The organism is Luteitalea sp., assembly GCF_022842525.1.
Classification (GTDB): Bacteria; Acidobacteriota; Vicinamibacteria; order Vicinamibacterales; family Vicinamibacteraceae; genus Luteitalea.
The window spans coordinates 8,615-22,962 of record NZ_JALHPM010000032.1 but is presented as its reverse complement, the minus strand read 5'-3'; the positions used below and the strand labels follow the sequence as shown (position 1 = coordinate 22,962).

Sequence of the window (14,348 nt, the reverse complement as noted above, 5' to 3'; positions counted from 1 at the left end):
CCGTAAGAAACTCGCGACAGATTCCGGACGACACATCCGGGAATGCCAGTACACTGCGGGTGCGCCTGTGCGTGTCGCACGCCATGCCTCCCATGCCTCCCCCGCCGGCGGTTCCGCCTCCCGACGCGACGTTCTGGTTCCACCGCCTCGCCGATGCGCTGCCGATCATCGTCTGGACCGCCACCGCGGACGGCCAGTTCGACTTCATCAACAGCGCCGGCCGCCAGTGCACCGGTCACGAACGACCGACCGACTTCGAGCAGGCCTTCCACCCCGAGGACTGGCCCGCACTGCGCACGGCCTGGCAGGCCGCGGTGCAGCGCCGACAGCGCCACGAAGGGCGCTGCCGCGTGTGGCGTGTGCGCGACGGCGTCTGGCGATGGCACTCGTGGCGCGCGGTGCCCATCGGCGAGACGCCGGCCGACGTGCGGCTCTGGGTGGGCACGCTCTCCGATGAGCACGACGTGCGGAGTCTGGTGCAGGTCAACCAGGAACTGACGGCCGCGGAGGAACGCGCCAGACGCGCCGCCGAGGAGGCGGCGCGGATGAAGGACGAGTTCCTCGCCGCCCTCGGGCACGAACTGCGGACCCCCCTCAACGCCATCGCCGGCTGGACGAGTCTGCTCAAGCGCGGGCTCGGCGCCGACGAGACGACCCGGGCCGTGGACGTCCTCGAGCGCAACGTCCAGGTGCAACGGCGGCTCATCGACGAACTGCTCGACGCCAGCCGCATCATCTCCGGACAGATTCGCCTCGACGTGCATCCCGTCGACGTCACCGACATCGTGGCCCGGGCGCTCGAGGCCATTCGCCCGGTGGCCGACGCCCGGGACCTCCACCTCGAGTCGGAGATCGAGGCCACGGCGCCGATGGTGCACGGCGACCCGACACGACTGCAGCAGGTCTTTGCCCACCTGCTCGGCAACGCCGTCAAGTTCACGCCCGCCGACGGACACATCCGGCTCCGGCTCTGGGCCGACGGTGGACAGGTCCACGTCGAGGTCCGCGACTCCGGCGGCGGCATCTCGCCCTCGGCGTTGCCCTTCGTGTTCGACCGCCTGCGCCCGGCCACGCCAGACCACCGCCGGCCCGGCGGGTTCGGACTCGGGCTCGCCATCAGTCGGCAACTCGTCGAGATGCACGGTGGGCGCGTCGCGGTCGACAGCGCCGGCAGCGGCCTCGGCACCACGGCCACGGTGACGCTGCCAGCCGCGCAGGGCGCCTACGACCGGGAAGCGTCGCCACCGGCATCGGGCCTCCGTTCGGCCGACGACGTCGCGCTCCAGTTGCGCGGCCTCTCCATCCTGGTGATCGAAGACGACGCGGACTCGCGCGAGATGCTGAGCGTGCTGCTCGAGAACGTCGGCGCCGTGCCCGTAGCGGCGGCCACCGTCGGCGAAGCCCTCCGCCTGCTCGGCGACCTCGAGATCGACGTCGTCCTGAGTGACATCGGCATGCCGGGGCGCGACGGATTCGATCTCATCCGGGCCCTGCGCAGCTTCCCCAATCCCCGGGTGCGCCGGGCACCGGCGCTGGCCGTGACCGCGTTCTCGCGCCTCGAGGATCGCGAACGGATCCTCTCCGCGGGCTTCGATGGGCACGTCGCCAAGCCCGTGGAACCGCGAGACCTGTTCACCGCGGTCGGCGACGTCGTCCGGCGCAGGCAGGGCGAACTGCCCGCCACGCCGACGCCCCCCGGCCCGTAGCGCCGGCGCCTGGCGCCCCCCGACGCGATACCATGCGGCGCCATGCGCTGCATCTCTGCCGGTTCCGCCCTCCTCCTCGCCCTCGTGTCGGCTGCGGCCGCGTCCGCCGAGACGCATCGGTTCACACCGACCGCGGGCGTGCCGACCTTCGCGGTGCGCGAGCCGGTGCTTCGGCTGAAGCCGGGCGATATCGTCGAATCACAGACGTTCTCGCGCCCCGGCGACTACTACGAGAAGGCCGGGGGGCCGTGGCCCGGCGAGGTCGGGCCGTTCTTCATCGAGGGGTTGACGCCAGACGACACGCTCGTCGTGAAGATCGTCCGCCTCCGGCCCAACCGCGACACCGCCGTGTCCGCCGTCGTGCCGATGGGGATCAGCGCCGTCGCCGGCGACAGTCGGACGCGCATCCTGAACGACCCGCTGCCCTCGAGGCGTTTCGTCTGGACCCTCGACCGCACCCGCAACGTTGGCATCCTCGACCTGCCCAACTCGGCCAGCAAGCGCATCGAGCTCCCCCTGCGCCCGATGCTGGGCCGCGTGGCCGTCGCCCCGGCCGGCCAGGAGGCCTGGGGCGGCCTCTGGCCCGGCAACTTCGGCGGCAACATGGACGCCTCCGACGTGCGCGAAGGCGCGACCGTCCACCTGCCGGTGTTTCACGAGGGGGGCTACTTCTACTTCGGCGATGGGCACGCGCTGCAGGGCGATGGCGAGATCGTCGGCTCGGGCCTCGAGACCACGATGGACGTGACGCTGCAGTTCGACGTCATCAAGGGCCGGAAGATTGCCTGGCCCCGGATCGAGGACGAGACCCACATCATGGTGGCCGGAAGCGTGCGTCCGCTCGTGGATGCGTTCCGGATCGCCCACGTCGAGCTGATCCAGTGGCTGGTGGACGACTACGGGTTCGACAAGATGGAGGCGTATCAGGTGGTGTCGCAGGGGGGCGTCAGCCGGATCGCCAACGTCGTCGACCCGAACTACACCGTGGTGGCCAAGTTCCCCAAGTCGGCCTTGCCACCACGGGTGCGGCGCACGCCCTGAGGTGTCGGGCGGCGGGAACGGCGAACAAGGAAACGGCCGGACGCTCTTGCGAGCGTCCGGCCGTTTCGAATCTTCTGGTCGGGGCGAGAGGATTCGAACCTCCGACCTCTCGGTCCCGAACCGAGCGCTCTACCAGGCTGAGCCACGCCCCGACAACTCGACGAGTCTACACCGACACCCGCGACGGCTGCAATCCCGGAACGCGCTCCTGCCAAAAAAATGCGGCGCACGCACCAGCCCTCAAGTTCCCGGCACGGCCGCCGATTGCCTTCGTATGACCGGGATCCCTTCCATCGCCAGCACGGGCAGCGACGCCACCGTGGCCGCCCGCACGGACCGCACGACCCTGGCTGTCAGCAAGGCGCTGCAGGAGAAGAAGCGCGAGGCCGAAGCCATGGTGCGCCTCATCGAGGGCGCAGGCAATTCGGGCAAGGGGCAGCTCGTGAACTACCAGGCCTGAGGCCTCACCCGCGCTGCCGCGTGCGTGCCCGCTCCACCATCGCGGCGGTCCCTGCCATCGCCGCATGCGCGGTCAGATCCGCGTGCAGCGGTGTGACGGAGATGCGGCCGGCCTTGACCGCCTCGTAGTCCGTGTCCGCGCGCGGCGCCCACTCGACCCGCCCCTCGTCCAGCCAGAAGTACGGCCGCCCCCAGGGGTCTTCGCGACGCAGGACGTTGGTGGTGTGCGTCCGCGCAGCCTGAATGGTCGTGGCCCAGCCGTTCGGCACGCCCTGCGGCACGTTGACGTTCAGCAGGACCCGAGAAGGCAACCCCTGCTCGAGCACCTCGCGAGCCACGGCGCCACCCGCCGCCGCGGCATGCGTGAAGTCATACACCGGGCCGCGCTGCATCGACACCGCGACCGCGGGCACGCCCATCAACACGCCCTCCAGCGCGCCGCCGATCGTCCCCGAGTAGGTGACGTCGTCGCCGACATTCCACCCCTTGTTGATGCCGGACACGACCATGTCGGGCAGGCGCCCCTCGAGAACCTGCGAGATGGCGATGTTGACGCAATCGGCGGGCGTGCCGTCCACCGCGTGGATGTCCGGGCCCATCGTGCGCAGACGCAGGGGCCTGGCCAGCGTGAGGGCATGGCCGATGGCGCTGGCCTCGCCGACCGGCGCGCACACCACCACCCGTCCGAGCGGCCGCAACGCCTCGGCCAGCGCATGCAGGCCCTCGGATTCCACACCATCGTCGTTCGTAAGGAGGATCGTACTCATAGGCACTCGGGAGTCGGGAGTCGGAGGTCGACCGGGGTGTCGGCACGCCCGTGAATCACGGCCACGTTCCCCGGAGTCTATTATCGGAGCAGCCATGCCCGCGCCCTTCGATGCCGTCCTGCTCGTCTCCTTCGGGGGGCCCCTCGGTCCCGCGGATATCCGCCCCTTCCTCGCCAATGTCCTTCGTGGCCGGCGCATCCCGCCGCAGCGCATCGAGGCGGTGGCCCATCACTACGAGCTGTTCGGCGGCGTGTCGCCGATCACCGAGTACACCGACGCGCAGGCCGCCGGGCTGCGGGCCGAGCTGGCGCGGCGGGGCCTCGACCTGCCCGTCTACATCGGGGCGCGCAACTGGACGCCGCTGCTGCCCGACGTGCTGGCCCGGATGGCCCAGGATGGCGTGACGCGGGCCATCGGCGTCGTGGCGGCGGCCCACCGCTCGTACTCGAGCTGCACGCAGTACAAGCAGAACGTGCTGCAGGCGCGAGAGGCGGTCTGGGCAGGTGGGCAGCGCCCGGTGGAGGTGACCTACGTCGGTGACTGGCACCTCCACGATGGCTTCCTCACGGCGGTGGCTGACCACGTCCTGGTGGCCCGGGACACCCTGCCGGCCGAGACCCGGACGGCCGCGCGCCTCGTGTTCACGGCCCACAGCATCCCGATGTCGATGAGCGGCGCGGAGTCGTACCGTCTTCAGCTGCGCAGCTCCGCGGCCGAAGTGGCGCGGCGATTGGGGGTCAGCGACTGGGATCTCGTGTTCCAGAGCCGCAGCGGACGCCCCGAGGACCCCTGGCTGGACCCCGACGTCAACGACTACCTGAGGGCTGCACACGCGACCGGCACCCTGAAGGCGGTCGTCCTGAGCCCCATCGGCTTCGTCTGCGACCACATCGAGGTGCTCTACGACCTCGATCACGAAGCCCGGGCGACCTGCGACGAACTGGGTCTGCCGATGGCTCGTGCGTCGGCCGTCAACGCGCATCCGGCGTTCATCGGCACCATGGCCGACATGGTCGGCCGCACGTGGGAGACCTACAGACGGGGGCGCCCGCTGACGCTGGTGCACCCCGACCACCCCAACGCCACGGAGTTGCCCCCACCGGCGGTGCCGGGCGCCAGACCGCCGGCGCCCGGCCGAGCGCACGCCTACGCGTTCTGCGTGGCGCAGTACTTGTCGAACGCGGCGGTCAGGGCCTGGGCGATGCCATCCGCCGAGTTCCCCTCGATCTGGTGCCGCTCCATCATGTACACCAGCTTGCCGTCGCGCAGGATCCCGAGCGAGGGCGACGACGGCGGGTAGCCCGTGAAGTAGGACCGGGCCCGATCGGTGGCGTCGATGTCGGCTCCCGCGAACACCGTCACGGCGTGATCCGGCTTGGCGGCGTGCTGCATCGCGCGCGCGATCCCGGGGCGTGCCTTGCCCGCCGCACAGCCGCAGACAGAGTTCACGACCACGAGCGTGGTGCCCTGCTGGGCGACCGCCTGGTCCACGTCGGCGGCCGTGCGGAGCTCGGTGAAGCCGACATCGGTCAGTTCTTCGCGCATCGGAGCGATCAGGAATTCTGGATAAGCCATCGGTGTCTCTACTCCTTCAGGGGCCGCGCCCCGGTTGTGCGTTAGACCGTCGCCGCGAGGCGACGTCGCGAGCTGGCCGTGGCATGGGCCTCGACCAGGAAGTCGACAAACGGCACCCACGGATCGAATCCGATCACGGAGGGCGCGTCGGCGACGAAGTTCGACAGGGCGTTCAGGTCGTAGAAGTACGGCTGCCCGTCGCGGTCGTCCACCACGTATTCGACGCCACCGACATCGAACCCGGCGGCGTCGGTCATCCGCACCACCGCGTCGATGATGGCCTGCGGCGGGTGCGCCTGCACGGCGCGCTTGCCAGCCGACGGCAGCGAAATCGCGCAGTTGCCGCCGAGTTCGACCGGGGCCGCTGGCGCAGCCGCGGCGGCGTCCGGCAGTTCGCAGAGGTCGGCCGGGCAGAGGTTGAAGCTCTGGCCAGTGACGGGAATGGCAATCGCGTAGAGGTACTTCCCCGCGAGAACCTCTACACGGGTGATCTGTGAGTCCCGCGCCGGGATGAACTCCTGCACCAGGGCCAGGTGATCGACACCGAAGTCCAGTTGCCCGGCCTCGGCGGCCGCCCGCAGGTCGCTCTCGCGGTCGAATCGGAGCACACCGGCCCCGCTCCCGCCCACGCTGGGCTTCACGACGACCGGCCAGCGCAGGCCCTCGGTCGCGGCGACCGCCTCACTGGCGGCGTTGATGACGCGCGTCCTGGGAAACGGCAGGCCGAGGTCGGCCAGCAGGGTCATCTGTCGGACCTTGGAGATCTCGTAGCTGTAGGCGCGAGCCCCGTTGATGACCCGGACCCCACCCGCCTCGGCCGACTCGAGATACTGCAGGGTCGGCAGGATGCCGTGGCCATGGCCACGGCGATCGGCCGACGGGCTCATGCGGTTCACGAGGAGGTCTGGCGCGGCCGCGCGTGCCCCGGCGTCGTGCTTCCAGTCCGGCACGAAGCGCAAGGCCCCGGCGTGCACACGGCGGTACGGCACGGCACGGGCGTCGAGGGCCTCGAAGAGCCGGGCGAACCACGCCGGGTGCTCGTAGAGGATGTCGATCATTCCGAGTGCTCCTTCAACAGGTCCGCCGCATCGTCGTCGGGCACGTCGACGGGCCCCTGGTAGCGGGCGTAGAGGTAGAACCCGCCGAAGATGACGACGATCAGCCCCAGCGACAGCCACTTGGGGATCTCGAAGTGGATGTAGCCGATCTGATGGCCGTACTCGACCAGCAGCTTGATGCCCACCCACGCGATGATGACGAAGGCGCCGTCGACCAGCGCCGGGAACCGCTGCACCACGGCGAGCAACTGACCAATCAGCAGTCGCATCGCGACGATGCCGAGCAGGCCGCCGGTGATGATCACCCACAGCTTCGGCGACATCGCCACCGCCACGAGGATGGAATCGATGGCGAACACGATGTCGGTCAGTTCGACCTTGACGACGGTGGTCCAGAAGGCGCCGAGGCCGAGCCAGCTCGTCGCCGGCTTGATGTTCTTGCGCGCTTCGTGATCGCCGCCGCGGAAGTGCTGGATGGGCAGCCAGAGCAGGTAGAGCGCGCCGACCAGCTTCACCCACGCCAGCCCGATCATGTAGGCCGCGAAGATGGTGGCCAGCCCGCGGAAGGCGAAGGCACCGAGGATGCCGTACCGCAGGGCCTTGCGCTGCTGGTCGCGCGGCAGCGACAGCACCAGGATCGCGAGGACGAGGGCGTTGTCGGCGCTGAGCAGGCCCTCGAGCAGCACGAGCAGCCCGATGGTCAGCAGATCTGAAGGAACGAAATCCACGATGCCTCGGCTGCGCCTGCCCCCCCGGACGCCATGTCCGGCACAGGCACAGACATCCAGTATGCGGCAACCGCAGGCCGACGCCTACGGCCATGACGCGGCGAGCGGACGGCCGCCCGCGGGTTGACGCTCGGCGAGGCAGCACATTGACACGGTTCGCATCAAGTCATAGACTCGGTCTGTGTCAATGAGCGACGACCGGCCCCGCAGGGATCACGCGATGCCGCAGGAGGAGTTCATCCTCATCAGCGTGGCGGCGCGTCACCTGGGCATGCATCCGCAGACCTTGCGCAAGTACGAGCGCCTCGGCCTGGTGCGGCCGACCCGGACGCTGGGCAGCATGCGGGTGTACTCGCACGATGAACTGCAACGGCTCCGGGTCATCAAGCACCTGGTCGACGAGGCGGGCATCAACCTCGCGGGGGTGCAACGACTGCTGGCCGTGGCCGATGTGCTGCAACGCATTCGGCCCCTGGCCACCGGCAGCGACTGGTCGCGGGCCTCGGCTCGGCGGCTGACGCAGGAACTGGATCGCCTGGGCGCGATGCTCGGGCTCTGAGGAGAGGAGGCGGGATGGAGTTCCGCGATTACTACGCCACGCTCGGTGTGGCCAAGACCGCCTCCGCCAAGGAGATCAAGCAGGCCTTCCGCCGGCTGGCGCGCAAGCACCACCCCGACGTGAACCCTGGCAATGCCGGCGCCGAGAGCAAGTTCAAGGAGCTCAACGAGGCCTACGAAGTGCTCGGCGATGCCGACAAGCGGCGCAAGTACGACGAACTCGGCGCCAACTGGAAGGCCTACGAGCAGGCCGAGAAGGCCGGCTTCGACCCGCGCGCGGGTGGCAGCCCGTTCGGCGGTGGCTGGGCGCCCCGGGGCGGGCCCGCCGGAGGGGCACCCGGCGGCAGCTATCGCAACGTCTCTCCGGAGGAATTCCAGGAGATGTTCGGCGAGGGGGCCAATCCCTTCTCCGACTTCTTCAAGACCTTCTTCGGGGGCGCGGGCGGCGCCGACCCGAATGGCGCGCGGACCCGCACACGAGCGCGCCGGCCGGCGGCGGCACCGCAGGAGCACGAGCTGGCGATCAGCCTCGAGGAGGCGTTCAACGGCACGTCGCGCAAGGTCACGCTGTCGGGGCCGGACGGTGAGCGGTCGCTCGAGGTGCGCTTCCCTGCCGGGATTCGGGACGGCCAGAAGGTGCGCGCCGCCTCCGACGGGGGCGACGTCTTCTTCCGCGTGCGGATCGCGCCACACGGCCGCTTCGAGCCGCGCGGCGACCACGACCTCGCGACCCGCGTCCCGGTCGCCATTCCGGTCGCGGTGCTCGGCGGCGAGATCGAGGTGCTGCCGCTGGTCGGCACGCGCATTCGGGCCAGGGTGCCGCCGGGCGCCAGGTCCGGCGCCGTCCTCCGGCTGCGCGGGCACGGTCGCCCGATCCTGGGCAAGGCCGGTGAGCGCGGCGATCTCCTGGTCACCCTGGATCTCCAGGTGCCCACCGAGCTCACGCCGGAGGAACGGCTCCACTACGAGGCGCTGGCGGAGCTTCGCAAGGCGCAACCTGTCTAGAGGCTGACACGCAGGACCTGTCCCATCGACTTGATATCGACCGGGGGGAAATCATGAATCTGAATCGACTGACCGAGAAGGCCCAGGAAGCCGTCGTCGCCGCGCAACAGCTCGCGACCCGGCTGAATCACCCGCACATCGACCCGGAGCACCTGCTCGCGGCGCTCGTCGGCCAGGCTGGCGGCATCGTGCCGGCGGTCCTGCGCAAGATGCAGATCGATCCCGTGGCGCTGGGCCGCGCCGTCGAGCAGGACCTCAACAAGCGCCCGAAGGCCTATGGCGGCAGCGAGGCCGGACTCGGCCCCCGCATGCGCACCCTGGTCGACGCCGCCGAGAAGGAGGCGACGCAGCTCAAGGACGCCTACCTGAGCACCGAGCACTTCCTGCTCGCCATCGCCGGTGAAGGCGGACGCACGCCCGGGGTGCTGGCGCTGCAGGCCGTCGGCGCGACGCGCGATCGCATCCTGGAGACGCTGGTCGCCGTGCGTGGCACCCAGCGCGTGACCGACCAGAGCCCGGAGGCCAAGTACGAAGCCCTCGAGAAGTACGGCCGCGACCTGACCGTGCTCGCCCGCGAGGGCAAGCTCGACCCCGTCATCGGGCGAGACGACGAGATTCGCCGTGTCATCCAGGTGCTGTCTCGGCGGACCAAGAACAACCCCGTGCTGATCGGCGAACCCGGCGTCGGCAAGACCGCCATCGTCGAGGGCCTGGCGCAGCGCATCGTCCGTGGCGACGTGCCCGAGGGCCTCAAGGACAAGCGCATCGTCGCGCTGGACATGGGGTCGCTGATCGCCGGCGCGAAGTATCGTGGCGAGTTCGAGGAGCGGCTCAAGGCCGTGCTGCAGGAGATCCTCAACGCGCAGGGACAGATCGTCCTGTTCATCGACGAACTGCACACGGTGGTGGGCGCCGGCGCCTCCGAGGGGTCGCTGGACGCCTCGAACATGCTCAAGCCGATGCTCGCCCGTGGCGAGCTGCACACGATCGGCGCGACGACGCTGGACGAGTACCGGAAGCACATCGAGAAGGATGCGGCGCTCGAACGACGCTTCCAGCCCGTCCTGGTCGGCGAACCGAGCGTCGAGGACACCATCAGCATCCTGCGCGGCCTGCGCGAGAAGTACGAGCTGCACCACAGCGTGCGCCTGAAGGACGCCGCCCTCGTGGCGGCGGCGGTCCTCAGCCACCGCTACATCGCGGACCGCTTCCTGCCGGACAAGGCCATCGACCTGATCGACGAGGCCGCGTCGCGGCTCCGCATGGAGATCGACTCGATGCCCGCCGAGCTCGATGAGGTGTCACGCCGCCTCATGCAGCTCGAGATCGAGCGTGAAGCCCTGCGCAAGGAGACCGACCAGGCCTCGCAGGACCGCCTGCTGAAGCTCGAAAAGGAGCTGGCCGACCTCAAGGAGGAGCGCACCCGGCTGCAGACGCAGTGGGAGCAGGAGAAGGCCGCGATCCAGTCCTCGAGCGCCATCACCGGCGAGATCGAACAGGTGCGCCAGCAGATCGACCAGGCGCAACGCGAGGGAGACTACGCCCGCGCCTCCGAGCTGCAGTACGGCCGGCTGCCCGAACTGGAGCGCCGGAAAGCCGCGGAGAAGGCCAGCGTCGAGGGGCAGCAGGTCCCGCGGATGCTCAAGGAGGAGGTCGACGAGGAGGACATCGCCGAGGTCGTCAGCAAGTGGACGCACATCCCGCTGAGCCGCCTGATGGAGGGCGAGGTCCAGAAGCTCGTGCAGATGGAGGACCGCCTCCATCACCGCGTGGTGGGCCAGGACGAGGCGATTCATGCCGTGGCCAGCGCCATTCGACGAGCGAGAGCCGGATTGCAGGACCCCAATCGTCCCCTCGGCAGTTTCGTCTTTCTGGGGCCAACAGGGGTCGGCAAGACGGAACTCGCGCGCGCCCTCGCCGAGTTCCTCTTCGACGACGAGCAGGCGATGGTGCGCATCGACATGTCCGAGTACCAGGAGAAGCACGCCGTATCGCGGCTCATCGGCGCGCCTCCGGGCTATGTCGGCTACGACGAGGCCGGGCAACTGACCGAAGCCGTGCGGCGACGGCCCTACGCCGTGGTCCTGTTCGACGAGGTCGAGAAGGCCCACCCGGAAGTCCTGAACGTGTTGCTGCAGCTGCTCGACGACGGGCGGCTGACCGACGGCCGCGGGCGGACGGTGGACTTCAAGAACACCGTCGTGATCATGACCTCGAATCTCGGCAGCCAGTACCTGGCCGAGCGGGCGATGCACGAGGGGCTGGTGGACGAGGGCACGCGGCGCGAGGTGCTCGACGCCATGCGTCAGCACTTCCGCCCGGAGTTCATCAACCGGATCGACGAGATCATCGTCTTCCACCCGCTCGGCCGCGCCCACATGGGCCAGATCATCGACCTGCAGATGGCCAGGCTGCTGGCCAGGCTGCAGGAGCGGAAGATCACGCTGCACCTCGGCGAGGCTGCACGGCTCGCGCTGGTGGACGAGGGGTACGACCCGCTCTACGGCGCGCGGCCGCTCAAGCGCACGCTGCAGAAGCGGGTGCTGGACCCGCTCGCGATGGCGGTGTTGCAGGGCGAGTTCCGTGAGGGCGACGAGGTCACGCTCGACCTCGTCGACGGGGCCCTGCGCTTCGAGAAGCGTCAGGCCGTCGTGCACTGACACGCGCACGACCAGCCCCAGGGCGGAACGACGGCGCAGGGCTTACAAGACTCCGTGAGCCCTGCGCCAGGAGCCGGCCCTTCAGAGCCCACAGCCGTGAGCCCTGAGCCTGTCTCTACGGCTTGTGCATCGCGTTGAGGAAGTCGGCGTTGGTGCCCGACTTGGCCAGCTTGTCGATCAGCAGCTCCATGGCCTCGGTGGCCGAGAGCGGGTTGATGACCTTGCGCAGCACCCAGATGCGGTTGAGGTCGTCCTTCGGGATGAGGAGTTCCTCCTTGCGCGTGCCGCTCTTGGTGATGTCGATGGCCGGGAACACGCGCTTGTCCACCAGCTTGCGATCCAGGTGGATTTCCATGTTGCCGGTGCCCTTGAACTCCTCGAAGATCACTTCGTCCATGCGTGAACCCGTGTCGACGAGGGCGGTGGCGATGATCGTCAGCGATCCGCCCTCCTCGATGTTGCGGGCCGCGCCGAAGAAGCGCTTCGGCTTCTGGAGGGCGTTGGAATCGACGCCGCCCGACAGCACCTTGCCCGACGGCGGCGACACGCTGTTGTAGGCACGGGCCAGACGCGTGATCGAGTCGAGCAGGATGAGCACGTCCTTCTTGTGCTCGACCAGTCGCTTGGCCTTCTCGATCACCATCTCGGCGACCTGGACGTGCCGCTGCGCCGGCTCGTCGAAGGTGGACGAGATGACCTCGCCACGCACGGACCGCTGCATGTCGGTGACCTCCTCGGGCCGCTCGTCGATGAGCAGCACGATGAGATACACCTCGGGATGGTTCTGCACGACCGACTGCGCGATGTTCTGCAGCAGCATCGTCTTGCCGGTGCGGGGCGGGGCGACGATCAGGCCGCGTTGCCCCTTGCCGACCGGCGTCATCAGGTCGAGCACCCGCGCCGCCAGGTTGTCCTTGGTGGTCTCGAGCGAGAACCGGGCCTGCGGGTAGAGCGGCGTCAGGTTCTCGAAGAAGATCTTGTTGCGGGCGAACTCGGGCGCCTCGAAGTTGACGGCTTCGACCTTGATGAGCGCGAAGTAGCGCTCGCCGTCCTTCGGGGGCCGGATCTGGCCGCTGATCGTGTCGCCCGTCTGCAGGTCGAACTTGCGGATCTGCGACGGCGAGACGTAGATGTCGTCGGGGCCCGCGAGGTAGTTGTAGTCGGGCGCCCGCAGGAAGCCGAAGCCGTCCGGCAGCACCTCCAGCACCCCTTCCGAGAAGATGAAGCCGCTCTGCTCGGTCTGGGCCTTCAGGATCTGGAAGATCAGCTCCTGCTTGCGCAACCCGGTCGCGCCGATGACTCCGAGGTCCTGTGCCACCTGCATCAGGGCCTGGATGTTCATCTCCTTCAACTGGCCGATCCGGAGGCTGGCCTCGCTGCCCTCCGGTGGCAGGTCGAGCGGGGGATCGTTGGCGACGTCGGGAATGTCGTTGACGGGGCGGCGGGGACCTGAGGGGCGGGGGCCGCGGCGGCCGCCGGAGCGCTTCTGAGCTGGTGCCATGCTGTCTGCGGTGTCGAGAAGGGGTGAGGGCGAGCCGGGAGTCGGCGCGGCACGCGCGCCGCGCGAGGCGGGTCCCTGGAACCACGAGGTGAGGCGCCAGTATAGCCGGAAAACCCATGGTGTAGAATCCGGCCAGCGTGTCGCGGCATGTGCTCATACTCGGCCTGGTCTGCTTCCTGACGTTCTTCGCAGGCCTTGGCCGCGGCGCGATCGGTGATTCGGACGAGGCGTTCTACGCGGAAGCCTCTCGTGAGATGGTGGCCTCCGGCGACTGGCTCACGCCCTATTACAACTACGAGCTCCGTTTCCAGAAGCCCATCCTGTTCTACTGGCTGGTCTCGGCCTCCTACACGGTGGCGGGGGTTCGCGAGGCGGCGGCGCGCTTCCCCTCGGCACTGGCCGGCTTCGGGCTGGCCATCCTGACCTATCTGGCCGGGCGCCGGTGGTTCGATGCGGCCACCGGGTTCTTCGCGGCGACGGTCGTGGCGACCAGTTTCGGCTACTTCTCCATCGGCCGGCTGTCGCTGCCCGACCTGCCACTCGCCTTCTTCATCGCCGCCTCGACGTGGGGCCTGATCGAAGCCATCGGGTCCCCCATCGCGACGGCCTCGCTGAGCGTGTCGCGACGGCGGCTGTGGTTCGTCTTCGCGGGTCTCATGATGGGGCTCGGCCTGCTCGCCAAGGGGCCGGTCGGCGTCGCGCTGCCCGTCCTGGCCGCCATCCCCGTCTGGTGGCACGAACGACGCAGCACGACCGGCGAGGACGCCGCGCGGCTGCCCAGCCTCGTCGACGTCCTGCTCGTCGGCGCCATCGTCGTGCTCGTGGCGGCGCCCTGGTTCGTGGCCATGGCGCAGCACCACGGCCTGGCGTACGTCCATCGCTTCTTCATCGGCGAGAACCTCGAACGCTTCGCCACCGACCGCTACAACGAGCCGCGCCCCCTGTGGTTCTATGTGCCGATCGTGCTCGGCGGCCTGATGCCGTGGTCGCCCTTCATCCTGCTCTGGCTGCCGACCTGGCGGCGGGTGTTCCGCCGGGAGCGGTCCGTGACCCGCGCCGAGTGGCGCGCCATCATCTGGGCGGCCGTGCCGTTCATCTTCTACTCGGCGTCCATCGGCAAGCAGCCGCGCTACATCCTGCCGATGCTGCCGCCGATGGCCCTGCTGCTGGCACGCACGGTCATCGCCCGGCTGCCCGACGACGGACCGTCGGTGGCGCCACGCACGGGCCGCCAGCGCGCGCTGGCGTGGTGCGGCACGGTGTGCGCCGTCCTGTTCCTGATCCTCGGTA

The 14,348-nt window shown here is 69.4% G+C and carries 12 protein-coding genes, 1 tRNA gene and 1 pseudogene; 8 read left to right on the top strand and 6 right to left on the bottom strand.

Annotated features, from left to right (window positions below):
• Positions 1-92: 92 nt before the first annotated feature.
• Entirely contained in the window at positions 93-1,706 is a 1,614-nt protein-coding gene (locus tag Q0C41_RS08970) for an ATP-binding protein (RefSeq protein ID WP_291982988.1), read from the top strand.
• Between the two features lie 42 nt (positions 1,707-1,748).
• A complete protein-coding gene (locus tag Q0C41_RS08965) occupies positions 1,749-2,747 on the top strand; it encodes an acetamidase/formamidase family protein (RefSeq protein ID WP_291982986.1) in 999 nt (332 codons plus the stop codon).
• Between the two features lie 75 nt (positions 2,748-2,822).
• Here the strand turns inward: Q0C41_RS08965 and Q0C41_RS08960 are convergent.
• Positions 2,823-2,899, bottom strand: a tRNA-Pro gene (locus Q0C41_RS08960).
• A 122-nt stretch (positions 2,900-3,021) separates the two neighbouring features.
• Here Q0C41_RS08960 and Q0C41_RS08955 point away from each other — a divergent pair.
• On the top strand, positions 3,022-3,207 hold the full coding sequence (locus tag Q0C41_RS08955; RefSeq protein WP_291982984.1) for a hypothetical protein: 186 nt from the start codon (positions 3,022-3,024) through the stop codon (positions 3,205-3,207).
• 4 nt (positions 3,208-3,211) lie between these two features.
• Here Q0C41_RS08955 and surE read toward each other — a convergent pair whose 3' ends face one another.
• Entirely contained in the window at positions 3,212-3,973 is a 762-nt protein-coding gene (gene surE / locus Q0C41_RS08950) for a 5'/3'-nucleotidase SurE (protein ID WP_291982981.1), read from the bottom strand.
• 94 nt (positions 3,974-4,067) lie between these two features.
• Between surE and hemH the strand changes: the two are divergent.
• A pseudogene (hemH, locus tag Q0C41_RS08945) lies at positions 4,068-4,979 on the top strand (ferrochelatase); the annotation flags it as partial.
• 140 nt (positions 4,980-5,119) lie between these two features.
• Here hemH and Q0C41_RS08940 read toward each other — a convergent pair.
• From Q0C41_RS08940 to Q0C41_RS08930, 3 genes are read right to left on the bottom strand one after another with little or no spacing between them, the layout of a single operon-like run.
• Positions 5,120-5,548, bottom strand: coding sequence for a BrxA/BrxB family bacilliredoxin (locus Q0C41_RS08940; RefSeq protein WP_291982979.1), 429 nt, complete (start codon positions 5,546-5,548; stop codon positions 5,120-5,122).
• Positions 5,549-5,589: 41 nt separating this feature from the next.
• Positions 5,590-6,606 (bottom strand): hypothetical protein, encoded by a 1,017-nt coding sequence (locus Q0C41_RS08935; RefSeq protein ID WP_291982977.1) that lies wholly within the window; start codon positions 6,604-6,606, stop codon positions 5,590-5,592.
• The gene (locus Q0C41_RS08930; RefSeq protein ID WP_291982974.1) at positions 6,603-7,334 is read right to left on the bottom strand and encodes a hypothetical protein; all 732 of its coding nucleotides are present in this window, start codon (positions 7,332-7,334) and stop codon (positions 6,603-6,605) included. Before Q0C41_RS08930 ends, Q0C41_RS08935 begins: the two co-directional genes overlap by 4 nt.
• Before the next feature lie 220 nt (positions 7,335-7,554).
• On the opposite strand from Q0C41_RS08930, the gene Q0C41_RS08925 reads away from it, so the two are divergent.
• Genes Q0C41_RS08925 through clpB form a run of 3 tightly spaced genes read left to right on the top strand, consistent with a single transcriptional unit; the run spans position 7,555 to position 11,557 of the window.
• The gene (locus Q0C41_RS08925; protein ID WP_291982972.1) at positions 7,555-7,893 is read left to right on the top strand and encodes a MerR family transcriptional regulator; all 339 of its coding nucleotides are present in this window, start codon (positions 7,555-7,557) and stop codon (positions 7,891-7,893) included.
• Positions 7,894-7,907: 14 nt separating this feature from the next.
• On the top strand, positions 7,908-8,897 hold the full coding sequence (locus Q0C41_RS08920) for a DnaJ C-terminal domain-containing protein (protein ID WP_291982969.1): 990 nt from the start codon (positions 7,908-7,910) through the stop codon (positions 8,895-8,897).
• A gap of 53 nt (positions 8,898-8,950) precedes the next feature.
• Complete coding sequence (clpB, locus tag Q0C41_RS08915) at positions 8,951-11,557, top strand: ATP-dependent chaperone ClpB (protein WP_291982966.1); 2,607 nt, start codon at positions 8,951-8,953, stop codon at positions 11,555-11,557.
• Between the two features lie 115 nt (positions 11,558-11,672).
• On the opposite strand, the gene rho is transcribed toward clpB, so the two are convergent.
• Positions 11,673-13,058: a transcription termination factor Rho gene (gene rho / locus Q0C41_RS08910; RefSeq protein ID WP_291982963.1), complete on the bottom strand. Its 1,386-nt coding sequence runs from the start codon at positions 13,056-13,058 to the stop codon at positions 11,673-11,675.
• Between the two features lie 137 nt (positions 13,059-13,195).
• On the opposite strand from rho, the gene Q0C41_RS08905 reads away from it, so the two are divergent.
• Positions 13,196-14,348: glycosyltransferase family 39 protein (locus Q0C41_RS08905; RefSeq protein WP_291982961.1), on the top strand; the 1,153-nt coding region annotated here is incomplete at its 3' end.

Bases quoted from the DNA above. Each gene is read 5' to 3' on its own strand.
- Q0C41_RS08970 (WP_291982988.1), top strand. From the start codon at position 93: ATGCCTCCCCCGCCGGCGGTTCCGCCTCCCGACGCGACGTTCTGGTTC.
- Q0C41_RS08965 (WP_291982986.1), top strand. From the start codon at position 1,749: ATGCGCTGCATCTCTGCCGGTTCCGCCCTCCTCCTCGCCCTCGTGTCG.
- Q0C41_RS08955 (WP_291982984.1), top strand. From the start codon at position 3,022: ATGACCGGGATCCCTTCCATCGCCAGCACGGGCAGCGACGCCACCGTG.
- surE (WP_291982981.1), bottom strand. From the start codon at position 3,973: ATGAGTACGATCCTCCTTACGAACGACGATGGTGTGGAATCCGAGGGC.
- Q0C41_RS08940 (WP_291982979.1), bottom strand. From the start codon at position 5,548: ATGGCTTATCCAGAATTCCTGATCGCTCCGATGCGCGAAGAACTGACC.
- Q0C41_RS08935 (WP_291982977.1), bottom strand. From the start codon at position 6,606: ATGATCGACATCCTCTACGAGCACCCGGCGTGGTTCGCCCGGCTCTTC.
- Q0C41_RS08925 (WP_291982972.1), top strand. From the start codon at position 7,555: ATGCCGCAGGAGGAGTTCATCCTCATCAGCGTGGCGGCGCGTCACCTG.
- Q0C41_RS08920 (WP_291982969.1), top strand. From the start codon at position 7,908: ATGGAGTTCCGCGATTACTACGCCACGCTCGGTGTGGCCAAGACCGCC.
- clpB (WP_291982966.1), top strand. From the start codon at position 8,951: ATGAATCTGAATCGACTGACCGAGAAGGCCCAGGAAGCCGTCGTCGCC.
- rho (WP_291982963.1), bottom strand. From the start codon at position 13,058: ATGGCACCAGCTCAGAAGCGCTCCGGCGGCCGCCGCGGCCCCCGCCCC.